16 protein-coding genes are annotated in these 20,872 nt (G+C 44.6%); 9 read left to right on the forward strand and 7 right to left on the reverse strand.

Annotated features, from left to right (window positions below; genetic code table 11):
- The 3 genes from RH88_RS17775 to nspC all read left to right on the forward strand — a co-directional run.
- Positions 1–1,204, forward strand: a 1,204-nt coding sequence (locus RH88_RS17775) for a pyridoxal phosphate-dependent decarboxylase family protein (protein ID WP_005598595.1), incomplete at its 5' end; no start/stop codon positions are given.
- A 9-nt stretch (positions 1,205–1,213) separates the two neighbouring features.
- Positions 1,214–2,458 carry a carboxynorspermidine synthase gene (locus tag RH88_RS17780; protein ID WP_005598597.1) on the forward strand — a complete coding sequence of 415 codons (1,245 nt, stop codon included), beginning with the start codon at positions 1,214–1,216 and terminating at the stop codon, positions 2,456–2,458.
- A gap of 280 nt (positions 2,459–2,738) precedes the next feature.
- Positions 2,739–3,872 carry a carboxynorspermidine decarboxylase gene (nspC, locus tag RH88_RS17785; protein ID WP_005598598.1) on the forward strand — a complete coding sequence of 378 codons (1,134 nt, stop codon included), beginning with the start codon at positions 2,739–2,741 and terminating at the stop codon, positions 3,870–3,872.
- A 92-nt stretch (positions 3,873–3,964) separates the two neighbouring features.
- On the opposite strand, the gene RH88_RS17790 is transcribed toward nspC, so the two are convergent.
- From RH88_RS17790 to RH88_RS17800, 3 genes are all read right to left on the reverse strand, one after another.
- Positions 3,965–5,575, reverse strand: coding sequence for a methyl-accepting chemotaxis protein (locus tag RH88_RS17790; protein WP_040758022.1), 1,611 nt, complete (start codon positions 5,573–5,575; stop codon positions 3,965–3,967).
- A 259-nt stretch (positions 5,576–5,834) separates the two neighbouring features.
- On the reverse strand, positions 5,835–6,347 hold the full coding sequence (locus tag RH88_RS17795) for a glycine cleavage system transcriptional repressor (protein ID WP_005598602.1): 513 nt from the start codon (positions 6,345–6,347) through the stop codon (positions 5,835–5,837).
- A 227-nt stretch (positions 6,348–6,574) separates the two neighbouring features.
- Positions 6,575–7,468: a DUF3943 domain-containing protein gene (locus tag RH88_RS17800; protein WP_005598605.1), complete on the reverse strand. Its 894-nt coding sequence runs from the start codon at positions 7,466–7,468 to the stop codon at positions 6,575–6,577.
- Between the two features lie 177 nt (positions 7,469–7,645).
- On the opposite strand from RH88_RS17800, the gene RH88_RS17805 reads away from it, so the two are divergent.
- Positions 7,646–8,893: a CinA family nicotinamide mononucleotide deamidase-related protein gene (locus tag RH88_RS17805; protein WP_005598607.1), complete on the forward strand. Its 1,248-nt coding sequence runs from the start codon at positions 7,646–7,648 to the stop codon at positions 8,891–8,893.
- A 184-nt stretch (positions 8,894–9,077) separates the two neighbouring features.
- On the forward strand, positions 9,078–9,326 hold the full coding sequence (locus RH88_RS17810; RefSeq protein ID WP_005598609.1) for a hypothetical protein: 249 nt from the start codon (positions 9,078–9,080) through the stop codon (positions 9,324–9,326).
- A gap of 116 nt (positions 9,327–9,442) precedes the next feature.
- On the opposite strand, the gene yfaE is transcribed toward RH88_RS17810, so the two are convergent.
- The 4 genes from yfaE to ubiG all read right to left on the reverse strand — a co-directional run bounded on the left by yfaE (position 9,443) and on the right by ubiG (position 14,389).
- Positions 9,443–9,721: a class I ribonucleotide reductase maintenance protein YfaE gene (yfaE, locus tag RH88_RS17815; RefSeq protein ID WP_005598610.1), complete on the reverse strand. Its 279-nt coding sequence runs from the start codon at positions 9,719–9,721 to the stop codon at positions 9,443–9,445.
- Complete coding sequence (gene nrdB / locus RH88_RS17820; protein ID WP_005598612.1) at positions 9,721–10,854, reverse strand: class Ia ribonucleoside-diphosphate reductase subunit beta; 1,134 nt, start codon at positions 10,852–10,854, stop codon at positions 9,721–9,723. Before nrdB ends, yfaE begins: the two co-directional genes overlap by 1 nt.
- A gap of 87 nt (positions 10,855–10,941) precedes the next feature.
- Entirely contained in the window at positions 10,942–13,224 is a 2,283-nt protein-coding gene (gene nrdA, locus RH88_RS17825) for a class 1a ribonucleoside-diphosphate reductase subunit alpha (RefSeq protein ID WP_005598614.1), read from the reverse strand.
- 451 nt (positions 13,225–13,675) lie between these two features.
- Positions 13,676–14,389: a bifunctional 2-polyprenyl-6-hydroxyphenol methylase/3-demethylubiquinol 3-O-methyltransferase UbiG gene (gene ubiG, locus RH88_RS17835; RefSeq protein ID WP_005598618.1), complete on the reverse strand. Its 714-nt coding sequence runs from the start codon at positions 14,387–14,389 to the stop codon at positions 13,676–13,678.
- A 279-nt stretch (positions 14,390–14,668) separates the two neighbouring features.
- On the opposite strand from ubiG, the gene gyrA reads away from it, so the two are divergent.
- From gyrA to RH88_RS17855, 4 genes are all read left to right on the forward strand, one after another.
- Positions 14,669–17,329, forward strand: coding sequence for a DNA topoisomerase (ATP-hydrolyzing) subunit A (gene gyrA / locus RH88_RS17840; RefSeq protein WP_005598620.1), 2,661 nt, complete (start codon positions 14,669–14,671; stop codon positions 17,327–17,329).
- A 286-nt stretch (positions 17,330–17,615) separates the two neighbouring features.
- Entirely contained in the window at positions 17,616–18,245 is a 630-nt protein-coding gene (locus RH88_RS17845; RefSeq protein WP_040758023.1) for a LysE family translocator, read from the forward strand.
- Between the two features lie 68 nt (positions 18,246–18,313).
- Positions 18,314–18,568: a hypothetical protein gene (locus RH88_RS17850; protein ID WP_005598623.1), complete on the forward strand. Its 255-nt coding sequence runs from the start codon at positions 18,314–18,316 to the stop codon at positions 18,566–18,568.
- A 251-nt stretch (positions 18,569–18,819) separates the two neighbouring features.
- Positions 18,820–20,703 (forward strand): methyl-accepting chemotaxis protein, encoded by a 1,884-nt coding sequence (locus RH88_RS17855; RefSeq protein ID WP_005598625.1) that lies wholly within the window; start codon positions 18,820–18,822, stop codon positions 20,701–20,703.
- Positions 20,704–20,872 lie beyond the last annotated feature (169 nt).

A 20,872-nucleotide genomic window follows, 5' to 3' on the forward strand; every position in this document is an offset into this window, starting at 1 on the left:
CAACTGCATTGCACATTTACATACGCCCCCATTAATGCCATCAGTGATTGCAGAAGCGATGATCGCCGCGCTCAATCAATCAATGGATTCATGGGATCAAGCCTCTGCTGCAACTTATGTTGAACAGAAAGTCGTAGACTGGATGTGTGGCAAGTTCCAACTTGGCGCTCAAGCGGATGGCATTTTTACCAGTGGTGGCACGCAGAGCAATTTAATGGGCTTACTGCTTGCTCGCGATCGCATTGCCGATAAGCTCGCAGAGCATTCTATTCAGAAGCAAGGTTTACCTACATTTGCCAACAAACTTCGCATTCTGTGCTCGAAAAAATCCCATTTTACGGTGCAAAAATCTGCTTCGTTACTGGGGTTAGGAGAGCAGAGTGTTTGCTGTGTTGATGCCCATCCTAATGGCACCATGAAAATCGATTCATTGGCAGCCGAGCTTGAGCAATTGAACCAACAAGGTTTGATGCCATTCTGCGTAGTGGGCACTGCCGGTACAACCGATCACGGCGCGATTGATGATCTTACCGCCATTGCTCAACTCGCCGCACAACATCAACTTTGGTTCCATGTTGATAGTGCTTATGGTGGGGCGCTTATTTTAAGCAGTCATAAAGCGCGCTTAGCGGGTATCGAATTAGCCGATTCTGTCAGTGTCGATTTCCATAAATTGTTCTATCAAACCATCAGTTGTGGCGCGGTGTTACTTAAAGATAAAGCCAACTTTAAGTACCTGCTACACCACGCGGATTATCTCAATCGTGAACATGATGAGTTGCCTAATTTGGTTGATAAATCGATCGCAACCACCAAGCGATTTGATGCGCTGAAAGTGTTCATGACCATGCAATGTGTCGGGCCTACGGCGCTAGGGCAAATGGTCGATCATTTGATTGTACAAACTCAACAGGTGGCGGATCGAATTAGACATGATGCGAGTTTAGAGCTTTTGGCTGAGCCATCACTATCAACGGTGTTGTTCCGAGTGGTGAGTGACGATGTCACCGATCTTGATCAGCTCAACCAAACCCTGCGATTAGAAGCCCTCACACGAGGTATTGCCGTGCTTGGTGAAACCGTGGTGGAGGGGAAATCCGCATTAAAATTCACGTTATTAAATCCGTGCTTAACCATGGCGGACTTTGAAGCTTTACTTGAAAAAATCAACACACTAGCAAGCGAGCTAGTCAACAAGAGGTAATGGAAAACGATGGCTATTCTACAAATTGGAGCTGGTGGCGTTGGTTGGGTAATTGCACATAAAGCGGCGCAAAATAACGATGTATTAGGTGATATTACGATTGCTTCTCGCACCGTAGCGAAATGTGAAAAAATCATTGAGTCAATTAAAGCTAAAAACAATGCCAAAGACTCAAGCAAGTTGCTGCAAGCACGCGCGGTGAACGCGGATGATGTTGATGCATTGGTTGCATTGATTAAAGAGGTTGAGCCTGACTTGGTAATCAATGCCGGCCCTCCTTGGGTCAACATGGCAATCATGGAAGCGTGTTATCGAGCGAAAGTCTCGTATCTTGATACTTCTGTTGCGGTGGATCTATGCAGTGAAGGGCAGCAAGTACCAGAAGCCTATGATTGGCAATGGGACTACCGCGAAAAGTTCGCTCAAGCAGGTATTACCGGTATTTTAGGTGCAGGTTTCGATCCTGGTGTGGTTTCCGTTTTTGCAGCTTACGCTGTGAAGCACCTGTTTGATGAAATTGACACCATCGATGTAATGGATGTGAATGCTGGTGACCATGGTAAAAAATTTGCGACTAACTTCGATCCTGAAACCAACATGTTAGAAATTCAGGGTGACTCCTTTTACTGGGAGAATGAAGAATGGAAGCAAGTTCCCTGTCATTCGCGCATGTTGGAGTTTGATTTCCCTAACTGTGGAACGCATAAAGTTTACTCAATGGCGCACGATGAAGTTCGTTCCATGAAGGAGTTTATCCCGGCTAAACGTATTGAGTTTTGGATGGGTTTTGGCGACCGATACCTCAATTACTTTAACTGTATGCGTGATATTGGCCTGCTAAGCCCAGAACCGCTCACTCTGCATGATGGTGCGGTTGTTCAACCTTTGCATGTTCTTAAGGCGCTATTGCCGGATCCAACCTCGTTGGCTCCAGGGTACACGGGACTAACGTGCATTGGGACTTGGGTTCAAGGGCGTAAAGACGGTAAACCTCGTAGTGTCTTCATTTATAACAATGCCGATCATGAAGTGGCGTATGACGACGTTGAGCATCAAGCGATCGCCTACACAACGGGCGTACCTGCCATTACTGCTGCGCTGCAATACTTCCGTGGTGAGTGGGCAGACGCCGGGGTGTTTAATATGGAACAGCTTGACCCGGATCCGTTTCTTGAAACCATGCCATCAATTGGTTTGACGTGGGGTGTACAAGAGTTAGAACCAGGTCAGCCTGAGATTCATACGCTGAAATAAGCGTTGATATTGCTCTGTGAGAGTTAGGTACTCAGCATGATTCGGGATCTTGCCTTTAGGGGCTAAGATTCCGGATTTGTGCTTGGGGCACAATCCGGAATGACGACTGCGGTTAGATTGAATATTTCTCTGTCATTGGTCATCCCGTGCAGCGAGGCACGAGCGTGATACGGGATCTTGCCTTTGGAGGCGAGATTCGTACTTATGTTTGAGAGATGATCTGGAATAACAAAAATTACATATAGCGCCTTCATACAGACAGAAGGCGAGAAAGGATTATATGCAGCAGAACGATTTTAAAACCCCTTACTTCATGATTAACGAAGATAAGTTGGTCGAAAACCTAGAAAAAGCGAAGCGCCTAAAAGAAGCGTCTGGCGTAAAGTTAGTCTTAGCGTTGAAGTGTTTTTCAACGTGGGGCGTATTTGACATTATCAAACCTTATCTTGATGGTACGACAAGCTCCGGGCCCTACGAAGTGAAGTTAGGTTATGAAACTTTTGGGGGGGAAACACACGCCTATAGTGTTGGTTACAGTGAAGATGATGTGCGTGATGTGGCAGATATCTGCGATAAGATGATTTTTAACTCACAGTCTCAACTTGCCGCCTATCGCCATATTGTCGAGGGTAAAGCCTCACTGGGTTTACGTTTGAATCCCGGTGTTAGTTATGCTGGTCAAGATCTGGCGAACCCGGCTCGTCAGTATTCTCGCTTAGGTGTACAAACTGATCATATCGACCCTGTGGTGTTTGATTCAATCAATGGCGTGATGTTCCACATGAACTGTGAGAACAAAGATGTTGATGCATTTATCGCGCTTTTAGACGCGATATCACTTAATTTTGGTACGTATTTAGACCAGTTGGACTGGGTTAGCTTAGGCGGAGGGGTCTTCTTCACATGGCCGGGCTATGATATCGATAAGTTAGCTTTGGCATTGAAATCGTTCTCAACCAAACATGGGGTGCAACTTTATTTGGAGCCGGGCGAGGCAATCATTACCCAAACAACAGACTTAGTTGTCACGGTGGTGGATATTGTCGATAACGGCAAGAAAACCGCAATTGTCGACTCGGCAACAGAAGCGCACCGCTTAGATACGCTGATCTACAATGAGCCTGCCTCGCTACTTGAAGCCGATGAATCTGGGGCGCATGAGTACATTATTGGTTCTTGTTCTTGTTTGGCGGGCGATCAGTTTTGTGTGGCACGTTTTGCCGCTCCACTTGAGATCGGACAACGGCTTCATATCTTAGACAGTGCGGGTTACACCATGGTCAAGCTCAATTGGTTTAATGGCTTACGTATGCCTAGTGTCTATTGCCAACGTAGTAATGGCGAAGTAGAGAAAATCAATCAATTCGATTATTCAGATTTTAAACGCACACTCAGCCTGTGGAGCGTTAACTAGAGATTTAGCCCGCATTTGCGGGCTTTTTTGAATCTGACTATGGTTAAGTTGTTAGGCCAGATATATGTGAGTTTGCTAATGCTCGTGAGAATTTAGGCGATTTTAAAGCGAGCAAGAGTTTGGTCTAGTTGGTGAGAAAGATCGGCTAAACTTTCACTCTCTTGAGCTAAATAGTTGGCGGCGTGGGACATTTCGACCGCGGAATCATTAATTCCAGTAACATTGCGGTTCATATCTTCTGCGACGGAACTTTGCTCTTCCGCAGCGGTAGCAATTTGCATTGCTTTATCGCTGACATGTTGTATATGGCTCACGATCATATCGAGATCGCTGCCAGCTTTCTCCGCTAACTCAACGCTATTTTGTGCCAATGACTGGCTGGTTTCCATTGCTGAAACGGTGGAAATAGCCAGTTGTTGCAGCTGGTCGATGGTTGTTTGTATTTCCTTCGTCGAATCATGGGTTCGGCTGGCTAGATTGCGTACTTCATCGGCAACAACAGCAAAGCCACGTCCTTGATCACCTGCTCGAGCAGCCTCAATCGCCGCGTTTAACGCTAGTAAGTTGGTTTGCTCAGAGATGCCGCTAATCACAGCAGTCACATCGCCAATTTCCATCACCCCTTGTTTGAGTTTGCTGACTTGATCGGAAGCGTGTACCAACTCATCAGACAAAGACTTAATACAATCGACGCTGGAGTGAACATCTTTATCACCCATGCCGGCTTCATAGGTCGCATCTCGCGTGTCATGAGCAGTCTCTTCAGCATGGCTCGCAACGTCAGCCACGGTCGCACTCATTTGATTCATCGCGGTGGCGAGTTGGGTGAGTTGATCTTGTTGTGCTGATACGGCATGGCTGGTTTCCTCGGCAGAAGACGCTATTTGAGCAGCAACATGAGCTACGTTTTGTGAACCTTGTGCAGACTCTGCCAGTGCGTGGTTGACTGCGTTAACACTGGCGTTGATATGTTCTGCGACCTTACCAATTTCATCCTTGCCAATGACAGGCACCTTTGCAGTCAAATCTCCTTTTGCAACCAGTGCCATCGTTTGATTGATTTTAGCCATTGGCCCAACAATCGAGCGTGTAATGAGGAGACCGAGAGTCGCCATGACGAAGATGACCGTTAGTGATGCGATGGCCATCTTGATAAGTTGGGAGAGAATAGAAGTGTTGATGTCATCAAGCAGCATTCCTGAGCCAAGTATCCATCCCCAAGAAGGGTAGCCTTTTACTATTGAGAGTTTGTCGGCAGACGCCCCTGATTGATTTTGCCAAGGGTAAGTAACAGCTCCAGAACCACCATTTCGCGCAGTATCAACCATTTCAAACCAGAACTGTTCGCGTTCGTTACGCTGATTTCCCATTTGCTGGCCCTCAAGATCGGGCCGAATAGGATGAGCGAGAACTTTTCTTTGCTCGTTCATCACGAATAGATAATTATTGCCATCAAAGCGTAATGCACGAATCAGGTTTTTTGCTTCTCGCTGGGCGGTCGTTTTAGGTAAGGTTTGTTCTAGGTGGCGGATTTGTGAGAGAGTACTGTCGATTACGGCACTGAGTCTTGCCTCTCGCTCTGAGATTAAATTGTCCTTCAGGCTTTTACTCGCGATAAATAATAAGCAAAGAGAGCCGATAATACTGGCAATAATAATGATGGTCAGTTTATGGCTAACTTTAATGTTATTGAGCTTCGATATCATAGCGCGCTCCTTTGGCTATTGGGTCGTATACTGCAAATTAACTACCACTTTAGTGTTATTAATGTAGGTTCTAGGTAAATAGTGGCTGGAAAAATGTGATATTGGGCAGAAAAAGAGAGGAGTGTTATCTAGTGCAAATTTTAAGCAAAAAAAAGGAAGCTGATAGCTTCCTTTCATAGAATTGGTACGGATTTTACTAAGTTTTTTATTAGTAAAGCACTTGCTGGCTCGGTTTGTTCACTGGGTTTGAAGGCAGCTACTGCTCAACGATGACCCGAGTATCCTCACTTAGAGATTCGAGCTCTTTGGCTACATCGGCTATTTCGACATCACTTGGCAAGCGCAATGCGATGGTTGAGGTGAATAGGCTAGAGCTAATACCACCACCACCGGCGATGAATACGCGTTGGCAATCCATATCGAGAATGTTAATCCCTTGGCCATCTAGCACTTGGGTTATCTCATTGACGATACCGGCGCGGTCATTGGCATCGAGTCTCAATTGGAAAATACGCTCAGCGCTGTGTTTTAGGTTGTCTGCCTCAACAATTTGTACGAGTAAATCAGGTTGTTGCTTGAACGCATCTTGAACGATCTGTGCATTTTCAGTAGGGAGCTCAACTTTAATCACAGCTGCGACTTGCTCTTCAATAAAGTTTACTTTGCTTATTAACCACTTGCCGCCATTTTCATGTGTGACAGCTGCGAGCTGTTTAATCGTTGCAGGCGTCGCTTTACCGACGAAGTTAGCAATGAAAGTTGTCGTCATAATTTACCTCCAAAATGCTTGTGCGGAGCGGGGCGCAATCGCTCTAAATTGTGCTTACAGAGCGTATTGCCGATATATTCAGTGTAGAAGCCAACACGCTCTAGCGTTTGATTTAGGTCAATTTTTTGCCCTAATTTGAGATCTGGCTTACCAATATCAAATATCAAGCACAAAAAAAGCGGTTCGTAGAACCGCTTGATATGAAAATCATTGTCTCGAGTGACGAGTTAGAAAGTCACCTTGAGTTCCATTCCATAGAACTGACTGTCGTAGTTGGCACCGGCATCTAGGGCAAACTTGGCCGCGTCTTGATTACCAAACCAAGGTTTGCTGCTAAATTGAAAGTCAGCACTGCCACCCCAAGCACCAGAAACCCAACCATGAATATGGCCGACAGGATTGAGGAAAAATAGGGTTACGTCGCCCATGGTTTCGGAACCAAGCACTTCGCCACCGGATGCGACAATATCTTGCTCAGTTTCAAACATCAATTCGCCGACTACAGCACCAAAAAATGGAGTGATAAAGAGATCTTGCCACGATGGGACTTCAGCAAATGCTTCGACACCGTATTCCCAGAAAAAAGTCGATAAAACGGCAGAATAGAGGAAGGAATCAAACTCGTTAAAACCGGCATGTCGCGCAGCTGTGTAGTAGACGCCACCAAAATACGGATGCATCACATAATTCAGGACGTGCTCATCACGATCCCAAACTGGGCCGGCACTGACGTTATCGGCCCATTTTTTACCGAGATTGGCGATGTCGCGATCTTCTTCATCCCATTTGGTGATTGATTCAGGTAGCATGGTCATCAAACCGACGGTAACGACGCTCAAACCTAATACGGTATAAGTCTGTTCTTTAAGGTATTGCCAGTCACGGCCATCTGAAACTTGCAGGTATCTTGGTAATTCTGGGTCACTGAGATCTAATTGTGAGTCGTCATAACTTAATGAAAATGCATCTGTAGGTTGTGAATAACCATAGCTATTGCTATAAAGATGCTCATTAAGTTGAGAGTCAACGGTATATGAAAACTCATAGTGTCCATTTATGTCATTAGCATTGGCACAAGCTGAAAGCGATAACATCAAAGCACCGAGGTTTTTATTTAGCACGTAACGACTCCACGTCTATTATATTTAGTGATTATCGTCACAATTATCTAATAATTTCGCCTACTTAGAAACAATAATTTAGCGAAATTTTACTGAACGATACCGTTATAGAAAATAGTGGTTTTTTGTTAAAATATAAATAGATAGTCGTTAAATTTTCTTATTTTAAGGAAAGTTATGTTAAAAATAGCAATGCTAAGCACCGGCGAAGAGGTATTACACGGCGATATTGTCGATACCAACGCAGCTTGGCTGTCTGAGCAGTTTTTTCAAAAAGGTTTCGCATTAACAAAGCGCTCTACAGTGGGAGACTCGCTTGGATCACTTGCGGAAGAACTGTTAATGCTGAGTTTTAACAGCGATATTGTAGTGGTCAATGGTGGTTTAGGACCAACTTGTGATGATGTCAGTACGGAAGCCGCTGCGGTTGCCGCTGAGGTGGATCTTGAACTCTATCCGCAATGGTTAGAGCGTCTAGAAGCTTTTTTCGCTTCTCGTGGTATGAGCATGCCAGAAAGCAATCGTAAACAAGCTATGCTGCCAGTCGGCTCGACGCTTCTCGACAACCCGATAGGAACGGCATGTGGCTTTAAAATGCGCATCAATGAATGCGACTTTTACTTTACACCGGGTGTGCCAAGCGAATTTAAGCGTATGACTCTTGAGCAAATCATCCCAGATATGAAGTTACAGCATCGTGATGTACTTGGTCTTGATTGCAGTCGTTTATATACCTTAGGCACGTCGGAATCTGCTTTATCTGACAAGCTGGATAAAGTGCAATTACCATCCGGTTATAGTCTTGGTTATCGCTCATATTTACCGTTTATCGAAGTCAAATTGTTTGGCCCTAAAGGGGAGTTGGATACGCGCCTAAAATTGATGCAGCTGATTTTCAAATTGATTGATGGCAGCGTGGTGAGCGTAGATGAACCCATGCATGCTCACGTAGGCAATTTGATCAGCGATAAGAAGTTTTCTATTTCAGTTGCTGAGCGTTCAACGCAGGGCCGTTTAGCAACCTGGTTACACTCTAATGAAAAAGCCGCTGAGTATTGTGGCCATGGTTGGGTGCTGGGTGGTCAGGTTTCCGTGGGCGGTAATGAAAGTGATGTTTTAGCGGAAACACTCGCTCTCGCAGGAGCAACCAAAGATAAATGCGCCACTGACATTGCGATTGTAACGGGGCAGTTGATAGAAAAAACCTTTACTTTGGCCTTAGCAACCCCAGAAGGCGAGTGGGGACAAACTTTGTCGTTTAACCGAGTTTATAATCGTGATGATCAAGCATTACTGATCACGACGATTGCCGCTGATATGTTGCGTCGCTATTTATCGAGTAAAACCATGTTTGCCCAATACAGTTCTTTGACGCGTGAAAAAGAAATGTATATCCCTCAAAGCGTTTTAAACTCACGTTTCTAACGTGATCCAATGTTGAATCAAGTCTAAAACTGCCTCAATTGTGTAGAGCTTAGAAGAAAATCATCTAAGCTCTAATTATCTGAATTTAAAGGATAATTTAATAATTCTTCTTTTTGCGACAGGCAAAGTTTTCATTTGATCTTAAACTGAATGTTCTTCTGCCAAAATGCACAAGGAGGGTGGCATGTATCAACAGTCGAAGATCTTAGTGTGGTACCAAGTGGCAAGTCAAAAAGTTATCTTAGGGGAGGCATCGAGCCGCAAATATCATGATGCTCATTCGATTTGGCGTCGTGCTCCTGAGGAAGACGAGCATCAGCAAGAGATGGGGTATCGTTTGTCGCTATTTGATGATGGCGGTCGTGAAGTGGCCGGAAAAGCAATCTCAATGGGAACGGCAGATCAGCTTCTATTAGGTGTCGATATCGATTAATTGGTGTCGTTGTGGGAACCATCGGCAATACGATGTATACAGCGATTATAGATTTGATTAATAATAAGGCCAGCGATTGCTGGCCTTATTATTGATAATATCGAACAGAAACAACGCTAAGCACGTTTCTCTTTGAGCTTGTAAGCAACCGCTTCTAAGGCCACATCACTTTTGGCTCTTGTCACACAAGGTAAGATTTCATCTTCTTGCGTATATGCCATAGCAAAACCAACATATTCAACTTCACCTGAGCTTAGCTTGCAGCGGCAAGCACCGCAATGACCATCTCGGCAGTTGTATTCGACTTCCATGCCAGCAGCTTCCATTGTTTCTAATAAAGTATTAGATGCGTTGGTCGTGATGGTATGCAGTCCGTTGATTTTGACTTTAGCCATTACAGTTCGAAATCCTTAAAGTCGTCAGCTTTCGCATCGCTTTCAATTTGGCCAACAAGGTAAGATGAAATCTCAGCTTCTTGTGGTGCAACCTGTACGTTATCTGAAGACAACCAAGCATTAATCCATGGAATTGGGTTAGAGGTTGCTTCTGGGTAAGCCGTTGGCAGACCAACAGCATTCATGCGTACGTTAGTGATGTACTCAACGTATTGACATAGAATGTCTTTGTTCAAACCAATCATTGAGCCGTCTTTGAATAGGTATTCAGCCCACTCTTTTTCTTGCTCAGCCGCTTCTTTAAACAAGTCAAAACATTCTTGTTTACACTCTTCAGCCACTTGCATGAATGAGAAGTCATCTTGGCCATTACGCAAGATGTTAATCATGTGCTGTGTGCCAGTTAGGTGCAGTGCTTCATCACGAGCAATGAGCTTGATGATTTTTGCGTTACCTTCCATCAGTTCACGTTCTGCAAAGGCAAACGAACAAGCAAAGCTAACGTAGAAACGAATTGCTTCTAGTGCGTTCACGGACATCAAACAAACGTAAAGTTTCTTCTTCAGCTCGTACTTGCTGATTTTTACTTCTTCGCCGTTGATTTGATGAGTCCCTTCGCCGTAACGGTGATAATCATTGGTCATTTCGATCAAGTCATCGTAGTAACGAGCGATGTCTTTTGCGCGTTTCAGAATGTGCTCATTCTCAACGATGTCATCGAAGATAAGACCTGGATCGTTAACGATGTTACGAATGATATGCGTGTACGAACGCGAGTGGATCGTTTCAGAGAACGACCATGTTTCAATCCAAGTTTCTAGCTCTGGTAAAGATACCAGCGGAAGTAGGGCAACGTTTGGACTACGGCCTTGGATTGAATCCAACAGTGTTTGGTACTTCAAGTTAGAGATGAAAATGTGTTTTTCATGATCGGGTAACTTGTTGTAGTCAATACGGTCGCTCGATACATCAACTTCTTCTGGACGCCAGAAGAAAGAAAGTTGTTTTTCGATCAGTTTTTCGAAAATTTCAAATTTTTGTTGGTCGTAGCGTGCAACGTTAACCGATTGACCAAGAAACATAGGTTCTTTTAGTTGGTCGTTTTTTGTATGGTTAAAAGTACTGTAAGCCATGATGCCTCAATTCCTTTTAAGCCCCTCGAATCTCAAGGGGCGTATGTTCGTTATTAATAAATGTTCTATAGAGTTACTGAGCTGAGATTAGATCTTACAGCCGCCGCCTTCACAATCTTCTTCTACAGGTTGAACTGCATCTTTCTGATCGTCTTTAGCGCCATCGCGAGTGTTGTGGTAGTAAAGCGTCTTCACACCATATTTGTATGCGGTCAGCAAATCTTGTAGCAACTTCGTCATCGGTACTTTACCGCTTTCAAAACGGCTTGGGTCGTAGTTGGTATTGGCAGAGATCGCTTGGTCTACGAATTTTTGCATGATACCGACTAGGTGTAAGTAACCATCGTTTGAACCGATGTTCCAAAGTAGCTCGTAATTGTCTTTTAGGTTAACGAAGTCAGGTACAACCTGCTTCAAGATACCGTCTTTAGAAGCTTTAACCGAAACATAACCACGTGGTGGCTCGATACCGTTGGTCGCGTTAGAGATCTGAGAAGAGGTCTCAGATGGCATTAGCGCGGTTAGGGTAGAGTTACGCAGACCGTGAGTCATAATTTCTTGGCGAAGTTCATCCCAATCGTAATGCAGTGCTTCATCACAGATAAGGTCGATATCTTTCTTGTAAGTGTCGATAGGCAATAGGCCTTTCGCATAGTTTGTTTCATCAAACAGTGGGCACTTGCCTTGCTCTTTAGCCAGCTCAACAGACGCTTTCAATAGGTAGTATTGAATCGCTTCGAACGTACGGTGAGTAAGACCGTTCGCGCTGCCGTCTGAGTATTTCACGCCGTTTTTCGCTAGGTAGTATGCGTAGTTGATAACACCCACACCTAAGGTACGACGGTTCATGGTTGACTTGTACGCCGCTGGTAGCGGGTAGTCTTGGTAATCCAGCAAAGCATCTAGGGCACGAACCACAAGCTCAGACAATTCTTGCAGATCATCCAGTTCGTTGATTTTACCAAGGTTGAAGGCTGAAAGAGTACAAAGGGCGATTTCGCCAGAGTCATCTTCAACGTTAACCAAAGGTTTGGTTGGTAGTGCAATCTCCAAACATAGATTTGATTGGCGAATTGGTGCGACTTCTGAATCAAACGGGCTGTGAGTATTACAGTGGTCTACGTTTTGAATGTAGATACGACCCGTTGATGCACGCTCTTGCATTAGCAAAGAGAACATTTCGATCGCTTTTACGCTCTCTTTTTTGATCGCTGGATCATTTTCGTACTGTACGTATAGACGCTCGAATTCCGCTTGGTTTTCGAAGAACGCATCATATAGGCCCGGAACGTCAGATGGCGAGAATAGGGTAATGTTGCCGCCTTGAACTAAACGTTGGTACATCAGCTTGTTCAGCTGTACACCGTAGTCCATATGACGAACACGGTTCTCTTCAACGCCACGGTTGTTCTTTAGAATCATCAAAGAACGCGCTTCGCCGTGCCACATTGGGTAGAACACAGTCGCAGCACCACCACGAACACCACCTTGAGAACAGCATTTAACTGCCGTTTGGAAGTATTTGTAGAACGGGATACAACCAGTGTGGAATGCTTCACCGCCACGGATTTCAGAACCGAGCGCACGAATACGACCCGCGTTGATACCAATACCAGCACGTTGAGAAACGTAACGAACAATTGAGCTTGCCGTTGCGTTGATTGAATCTAAGCTATCACCACACTCGATAAGAACACATGAGCTGAACTGACGAGTAGGGGTACGTACACCAGACATGATCGGTGTAGGTAAAGAAATTTTGAATGTTGAAGTCGCATCGTAGAAACGCTTAACGTAGTCAAGACGAGTTTCTTTTGGATAATTAGCGAATAAACAAGCAGACACCAAGATATAAAGGAACTGAGCACTTTCATAAATTTCGCCAGAGACACGGTTTTGCACGAAGTATTTACCTTCGAGCTGTTTTACCGCCGCGTATGAAAAGTCAAGATCGCGTGTATGCTGAAGGTAAGCACCAAGCTCATTAAGTTCTGCTTTGGTGTAATCTTCCAGAATGTGGCTATCGTACTTGCCCATTTCTACCAGACGAGAAACGTGATCGAATAGCGCTGGTGGCTCATATTGACCATACGCTTTTTTACGTAGGTGGAATACGGCAAGACGAGCGGCTAGGTATTGATAGTCTGGCGTTTCTTCAGAGATTAAGTCGGCTGCAGACTTAATGATGGTCTCGTGAATGTCAGAGGTCGTGATGCCGTCGTAGAACTGAATGTGAGCTTTTAGTTCTACCTGTGAAACTGAAACGTTATCTAGACCTTCGGCTGCCCATGTAATTACACGGTGAAGTTTTTCTAGATCAATATTTTCTTTGCGGCCATCGCGCTTGGTGACGGTGAGTTGTTGGTTCATTCTGATTCTTTTCCCTAACAAAACTGATTAAAGCCGAATTTTCGTGTAATTGTTGTAAAATCGTGTTCGGCTTTGCGAGCAAAATCTATCTATATATTGTAGTGCAAACACAAGATATAGGGGTAATCTTGTCTGCGGGTTACAAGATAGTGCTATCGGGGACGATTTTCAAGTTGAAGATCTTGGATGACTTGTGGATAACTGACAAAAACAAAAAAAACAGTAAGTGGATACTAACTCACGAAATAAGGCCGGATTTGAAGGTATAAAAATACCGTTTTTGAATCGGTTTAAACTTAACCGTAAACAAAAATAAATATCTTGATCTTCGAGAAAAATTGAGTGTGATTTTGTTGCTGTACAAAGTGGAATCGATCGCACGAAAAACATGCAAAAAAACTCAAAAAAGGCGGACATTTTGTGCGACCGCCTCAAATTGGTTAAACGTTCATCAAGCGTCTGTTTTGCAGGTGTGGACGATATAATTAACGTCGACGTTCTTGCCTAACTTATAACGGCCAGTGATTGGGTTATAATGTAAGCCAGTAATGCCTAATTCAATAAGATCCGTTTGATCGATCATTTTGATCATCTCAGATGGACGAATGAATTTTTCGTGGTCATGAGTACCATCAGGCACGATTTTCAATAGTTTTTCTGCACCGACGATCGCGAATAGGTACGATTTGATATTGCGGTTTAGTGTGGAGAAAAAAACGTGGCCGTTAGGCTTAACCAATGCAGCACAAGATCGAATCACTGAAAGTGGGTCTGGTACGTGCTCAAGCATTTCCATACAGGTCACTACATCGTATGTACCGGCATGTTCAACCGCGTGGTCTTCAATTGTGCTACGGATGTAATCTAATTTAGTGCCGGTTTCAAGCGCGTGAAGACGAGCGACTTCAAGTGGCTCTTTACCCATATCTAAACCGGTGACGATAGCACCTTCACGCGCCATGCTTTCAGCGAGGATGCCGCCGCCACAACCAACATCAAGTACTTTCTTACCAAATAGACCATCTGCGCATTCCATTACGTAGTTCAAACGCAAAGGGTTGATTTGGTGCAGAGGTTTGAATTCCCCCTCTAAATCCCACCAGCGTGACGCCATCTCTTCAAACTTTTTGATCTCGCTCGGATCTACGTTTTGTGTTTTTGTCATAATCCATCTATCTATTTGGCAAACTTCGTTTGGCATTATAGCGACAAAATGCTTCCTCTCCATAGTCAAAGCAAGTTTTCTCCAAAACTGCTGAAAATGTAACCACTAATCAGCGGCATATATGCACTGTGTGCAAATTCTCAGCAGTTGAATCACAACAAAGCTCACAACCTGATAAAAGGAGAGGGAAAGTGATGCCGAAGTGACGATTTATATGTTATATTTTTGCACCTTACACGAATCGTATTTACGATCTGAAAATAGAGGGATAATGGCTCTATGAGCGATTTAGCTAAAGAGATCACGCCCGTAAACATTGAAGATGAGCTTAGAGGTTCATACCTCGACTACGCGATGTCAGTCATCGTGGGTCGTGCTCTTCCTGATGTGCGTGATGGCCTAAAACCAGTACACCGCCGCGTTCTATTCGCGATGAATGTACTAGGCAACGATTGGAATAAACCATATAAAAAATCTGCCCGTGTTGTTGGCGACGTAATCGGTAAATATCACCCACACGGTGATATTGCAGTATACGAATCGATTGTTCGTATGGCGCAGCCGTTCTCACTACGCTATATGCTAGTTGACGGTCAAGGCAACTTTGGTTCAGTCGATGGCGATTCAGCAGCGGCAATGCGTTACACCGAAGTTCGTATGTCAAAAATCGCCGGTGAGTTGTTGACGGATCTTGAGAAAGAAACTGTCGATTTCGTACCGAACTATGACGGCACGGAACAGATCCCAGCGGTTCTACCGACAAAAATTCCTAACCTATTGGTAAACGGTTCTTCCGGTATCGCAGTAGGTATGGCAACAAACATTCCTCCGCATAACCTGACGGAAGTGATTGACGGCTGTTTGGCATACATCAATAACGAAGAAATTACGATTGATGAGCTGATGGATTACATCCCAGGCCCAGACTTCCCAACAGCAGCTTTGATCAGCGGCCGTAAAGGCATCGTCGATGCATACAAAACGGGTCGCGGTAAGATCTACATGCGCTCAAAAGCGGAGATCGAAACTGAGAAAAATGGTCGCGAAACCATTATTGTTAGTGAAATCCCGTACCAAGTGAACAAAGCTCGCTTGATTGAAAAAATCGCGGAGCTGGTTAAAGACAAGAAAGTAGAAGGCATCAGTGCATTACGTGACGAATCTGATAAAGATGGTATGCGTATTGTTATTGAATGTAAGCGTGATGCAGTCGGTGAAGTGGTTCTAAACAACCTTTACGCTCAAACTCAGCTGCAAACGACTTTCGGTATCAACATGGTTGCGCTAGACCATGGTCAGCCTAAGTTATTCAACCTAAAAGAGATGTTGAAGTGCTTCGTTGACCACCGCCGTGAAGTGGTGACTCGCCGTACTATCTTTGAATTGAAGAAAGCACGCGAGCGCGCACATATCCTTGAAGCGCTTGCGCTTGCTCTGGCGAATATCGATGAAATCATCGAGCTGATTCGTAACGCAGCAACACCAGCCGAAGCGAAAGCAGGGCTAATTGCTCGTGGTTGGGACCTTGGCAACGTAGCAGCGATGCTTGAAAGTGCTGGCAACGACGCAGCGCGTCCAGATTGGTTAGAGCCAGAGTTCGGTATTCGTGATGGCCAATACTTCTTAACTGAGACTCAAGCACAAGCCATTCTAGAACTTCGTCTACACCGTCTAACCGGTCTAGAGCACGAGAAGATTCTAGATGAATACAAAGCACTACTAGAAGAAATCGCTGAGCTAATGCATATCCTTGCAAGCACTGAGCGTTTGATGGAAGTGATTCGTGAAGAGCTTGAGTTGGTACGTGAAGCTTACGGCGATGCTCGTCGTACAGAAATCACCGCCGCGAGTCATGACATCGACATGGAAGAGCTGATTGCACGTGAAGACGTTGTGGTTACGCTATCTCATGAAGGTTACGTTAAGTACCAAATCCTAAGTGACTACGAAGCTCAACGCCGTGGTGGTAAAGGTAAGAGTGCAACGAAGATGAAGGAAGAGGATTACATCGAGCGTCTGCTTGTTGCCAATACTCACGATAACATCCTATGTTTCTCTACTCGTGGTAAAACGTACCGTCTGAAAGTATACCAATTGCCTCTAGCGAGTCGTACTGCTCGTGGTAAGCCTATCGTTAACATTCTTCCTCTAGAAGAAGGTGAACGTATTACGGCAATTCTACCTGTGTCTGAATTCAGTGCTGATAAGTTTATCTTCATGGCTACTGGTGACGGTACGGTTAAGAAGACACCTCTGAACCAGTTCGCTAACGTACGTTCAAATGGTTTGATCGCAGTGAACCTACGTGATGATGACTCTTTGATTGGCGTAGATATTACGGATGGTCAAAGCGACATTATGCTGTTCTCGAAAGCAGGTAAAGTTGTTCGCTTTAGCGAAGATAAAGTACGTGCTATGGGTCGTACTGCGGCGGGTGTTCGCGGTATGAGACTGGCTGACGAAGACCAAGTAGTGTCGTTGATTGTTCCTTCAAATGAAGGTGACATCCTAACAGTGACGCAAAATGGTTACGGTAAACGTACGGAACTTGCTGAGTACCCAACCAAAGGTCGTGCAACGCAAGGTGTTGTTTCTATCAAAGTTTCTGAACGTAATGGCCCTGTAGTTGGTGCTGTTCAAGTTGAAGAAGGCGATGAGATGATGATGATCACTGACGCAGGTACGCTGGTTCGTACACGCGTGGCGGAAGTAAGCCAAGTTGGCCGAAATACCCAAGGTGTGACTCTGATCCGTACTGCAGCTGATGAAAACGTCGTTGGTCTGCAACGCATTGATGAGATTGACGAAGTTGAATTGCTTGAGGGCGAAGAAGGTGAAGTTGTAGAAGCAACAGCATCGGAAGAAGCACCGCAAGTGACGAACACTGAATTAAACGATTCAGCTGAAGATGACACTGCAGAAGATGATTCTGAAGCGTAATTGAAAAGCATAAATAAGAACCGAGCTCAAGGGCTCGGTTTTTTTATGTCTGGAATATCTTAGTGTGCGTTTATGAAAGAAACGCTATGACAGATGCATTGTGAAAGAGCGCCGATGAAGCCGTTTTATGGCGGGTGTTTATAGACCTACGTCTTATAGACAAGCGCCGTAAAATTTGTTGAATTTAGGGATTATCAGTATTACAGGAAGTAATGCGGAAACTCACAGGGAGAGAGTTATGTCATCATTTACATTATCGAACAGTTTTATGCACCTCGGTTCGGCGATGAGCTTGGAGACTTGGACACTATATCTGGTCGCTGTTCTTATTTTGACGGCTTCTCCGGGCCCAAGTTCACTACTTTGCATGACTAAAGGTGTCACGCAAGGTTTTCGCATGGGTGTTTATACCGCGCTTGGCAGCTTAACGGCCATCACAGTTATCTTAACCTTATCATTTACTGGGCTTGGCTTAGTTATCGCCTCATCAGAGTTGACGTTTAACATCATTAAATACACCGGGGCTGCGTATTTGATATATCTAGGAATTAAAGCGATTTCGTCCAAAGAGCAAGAGTACCAATTGGGTGAAGAGCAAGAGACGCCAGAGCAAGCGCCAGTTAAACACTATATTTCCGGCTTTATAGTGGGCAGCAGTAATCCCAAAGCGATTCTATTTTTTACGGCTTTGTTTCCCCAGTTTATCGACCCAAACGCACCACTTTTGGCTCAATACATAATCTTTACCGCCACCTTTATGATCATGGAATTTTCCTGGCTTGCTATCTATGCCTTGTTGGGGGCTAAATCCTCTAATTGGCTTTTTGCAAAGGGTAGGGCAAAACTGTTTAATCGCGTGACAGGTGGTGTTTTTATCGGCGCGGGTACCTTGCTATCGACCGCGTCAAAAGCGTAAGTGACTCGCAACGCGAGTGGAGTGAATTGGTTACGCTGTCATGAGCGACGTTTTAACAGGAAAGCATAATGCCTAATGGACAGCTAACTGAAATGGCCATGTCGATCTATTTGGGATGGCTGATTATTCTCGTTATTGCCTACCCATTTGTACTGGTGGTGGTACAGATTGTTGCTTATGGGGAATACAATAAAAAACGCTACACTAAGCGAGTTAATGTTTTGTGTGCGGTTGCTTTTGCTATTCTCTTAGTACTCCATCTACAAACAGAAGTTATTTATGGCAAAGAGATGTTAGATTGGTTAAACACCAGCGCAAATTAGCTGCTTAGGCGTACAGCTTGTAGTAGTGAGTTGTTTTTTGGATTTTAACCTATATTTCAGTGCGTTGTACTCTCTTCTTTATTCTCCCCCCTGTTTTATCATATTGATATGGTTGCGTAGCAACTCACAGAATTGTTGATAGAAACAATTTGTTGTAATACTCCGTGCAACTAATTGTTTTTACCACTAAAATTTTCCCTTGAAGTTCTGTTATCTTCCTCGCAAATTTTCATCAATAGAAGCAAAATTATATGAACCTGTCACTAAAACAAAAATTGATTGGTGCAAGCCTATTAGCGGTCATGCTAATGGCGAGTGCACTGACTTGGCTTTCTGCTGACCAACTTTATCAACAAACGCGCAATGGCATGTATTCTCGAGCTGAGAGCCTCGCAAATACCGCCGCAATTGGTATTTCCGATTGGATCAGTATTCGTCGCGATATTACATCGGCGTTTAATGCTTATAGTACTGAAGCGGATGTGGTTCCCTTTTTGCAACAAGCACGTATCGCAGGCGGTTTTGATGACATTTTCTTAGGTACGCCTGCTGGAGATATGTATCGCTCGCATCCTGAACGCAATCGTGCTGATTACGATCCACGTACTCGTCCTTGGTATATTGACGCTAATAATGCAGGACGCCAGATTATCACCACGGCATACCAAGATGCCATTACCGGTGCATTGTTGGTGTCTATCGCAGAGCCTGTGCGTATTGATGGTAAACAGATTGGTGTTGTCGCTTCAGATGTATTGCTCGATCAACTTATCAATGATGTGATTAGTTTAGATGCGGGTAAAAATGCCCATGCGATGCTGATTGATAAACAAGATGGCACCTTTTTGGCCCACCCGAACAAGAACTTGCTGCTTAAACCGGTTACTTCTTTAGATCCTCAGTTAACGTTGTCAGCGATCGAAGCCTTAGCGAATGCAGGTGATATTGAGATCGTCGAACAAAATGGTGTAGAGAAGCTCTATTACTTTAAAAATGTCCCGAATACCGATTGGATGTTCGCGATTGAAATGGATCGCGAGACTGAACAAGCGGGGCACAGTGAATTGCTGCAAGAGCTTATCTTGACGGCGCTAGTGATCACTGCCTTTGTTGCTTTTGCTGTATCATGGTTAGTTAGCTTCCTTTTCCGTGATCTTCTGCGTGTATCCAAAGCCTTAGATGAAATTGCCTCTGGTGATGCCGATCTCACTCAGCGTCTTGTACCACATAGCCAAGATGAAGTGGGTCGTTTGGCGATAAGCTTCAATACTTTCGTCGGCAATATGCACCAAATGGTGACAACATTGAGCAGTGTTTCAACGGCGCTAAATGGTCAAGCGAGCGATACAGCAAAGCAAGCTGAAGATCGTCGTATTCGCATTCGTACCCAACAAGATGAGATCAATATGGTCGCGACGGCAATCAACGAAATGGCTGCCGCGACACAAGAGATTGCCGGTAATGCTGAAAACACGGCGCAAAATGCTACGCAAGCTGTGGGCGCATGTACGCATGGCTCGACACAAGTAACGCAAACGCAAAGTTCGATTCAAAATCTCGCGCAAGAAGTGGTGGTGGCGACACAAGTTATTCAAGAACTTGAAAGCCATGGCAACAGCATTAATTCAATTCTTGCGACGATTCAAGGAATTGCAGAACAAACCAATCTGTTGGCATTAAATGCCGCCATTGAAGCGGCGCGCGCGGGTGAGCAAGGTCGCGGTTTTGCAGTGGTTGCAGATGAAGTGCGAGTGTTGAGTCAGCGCACTCACTCTTCAACGCAAGAAATTCAACAAATGATTGAAACACTGCAAGCCACAACGGCGCGCGCGGTGAATATCATGGGTGATAGCCGTATGCTGGCTGATACCAGCGTGACAGATGCGGATGCAGCGGCAGTGAGTTTGGCGCAAATTCACACCACTGTGGAATCTATCAGTGATATGGCAACGCAGATTGCGTCAGCGGCTGAAGAGCAAGCATCAGTGACCTCAGAAATTACTCGTAATACGGTTGGTATTCGTGACGTCTCGTTTGAGTTGGCGGAAGAGGCCAATATCGCGGCAGAGCAAGCCGTGAAATTGTCTGAACTGTCTCATGAGCTAGAAAGTGAGATTCGCCGCTTTAAGTTGTAATTAAGAGATATTCTATAACCAATCAAGCCCGGTTTAATCACCGGGCTTTTTATTGATTGCTTAAAGAGATAAAGCAATAGGTTGATTTCCAAAATGGAAAAGTGCCTTTCTTTTAATTTCAATTGTGGACATTATCTGCGTGACTTAAAATCCATGAAAATTATAAGGA

Origin of the sequence: Vibrio scophthalmi LMG 19158, assembly GCF_000222585.1 — a bacterium.
GTDB lineage: Bacteria > Pseudomonadota > Gammaproteobacteria > Enterobacterales > Vibrionaceae > Vibrio > Vibrio scophthalmi.

Bases quoted from the DNA above. Each gene is read 5' to 3' on its own strand.
- RH88_RS17780 (WP_005598597.1), top strand. From the start codon at position 1,214: ATGGCTATTCTACAAATTGGAGCTGGTGGCGTTGGTTGGGTAATTGCA.
- nspC (WP_005598598.1), top strand. From the start codon at position 2,739: ATGCAGCAGAACGATTTTAAAACCCCTTACTTCATGATTAACGAAGAT.
- RH88_RS17795 (WP_005598602.1), bottom strand. From the start codon at position 6,347: ATGACGACAACTTTCATTGCTAACTTCGTCGGTAAAGCGACGCCTGCA.
- RH88_RS17805 (WP_005598607.1), top strand. From the start codon at position 7,646: ATGTTAAAAATAGCAATGCTAAGCACCGGCGAAGAGGTATTACACGGC.
- RH88_RS17810 (WP_005598609.1), top strand. From the start codon at position 9,078: ATGTATCAACAGTCGAAGATCTTAGTGTGGTACCAAGTGGCAAGTCAA.
- yfaE (WP_005598610.1), bottom strand. From the start codon at position 9,721: ATGGCTAAAGTCAAAATCAACGGACTGCATACCATCACGACCAACGCA.
- nrdB (WP_005598612.1), bottom strand. From the start codon at position 10,854: ATGGCTTACAGTACTTTTAACCATACAAAAAACGACCAACTAAAAGAA.
- nrdA (WP_005598614.1), bottom strand. From the start codon at position 13,224: ATGAACCAACAACTCACCGTCACCAAGCGCGATGGCCGCAAAGAAAAT.
- ubiG (WP_005598618.1), bottom strand. From the start codon at position 14,389: ATGACAAAAACACAAAACGTAGATCCGAGCGAGATCAAAAAGTTTGAA.
- gyrA (WP_005598620.1), top strand. From the start codon at position 14,669: ATGAGCGATTTAGCTAAAGAGATCACGCCCGTAAACATTGAAGATGAG.
- RH88_RS17845 (WP_040758023.1), top strand. From the start codon at position 17,616: ATGAGCTTGGAGACTTGGACACTATATCTGGTCGCTGTTCTTATTTTG.
- RH88_RS17850 (WP_005598623.1), top strand. From the start codon at position 18,314: ATGCCTAATGGACAGCTAACTGAAATGGCCATGTCGATCTATTTGGGA.
- RH88_RS17855 (WP_005598625.1), top strand. From the start codon at position 18,820: ATGAACCTGTCACTAAAACAAAAATTGATTGGTGCAAGCCTATTAGCG.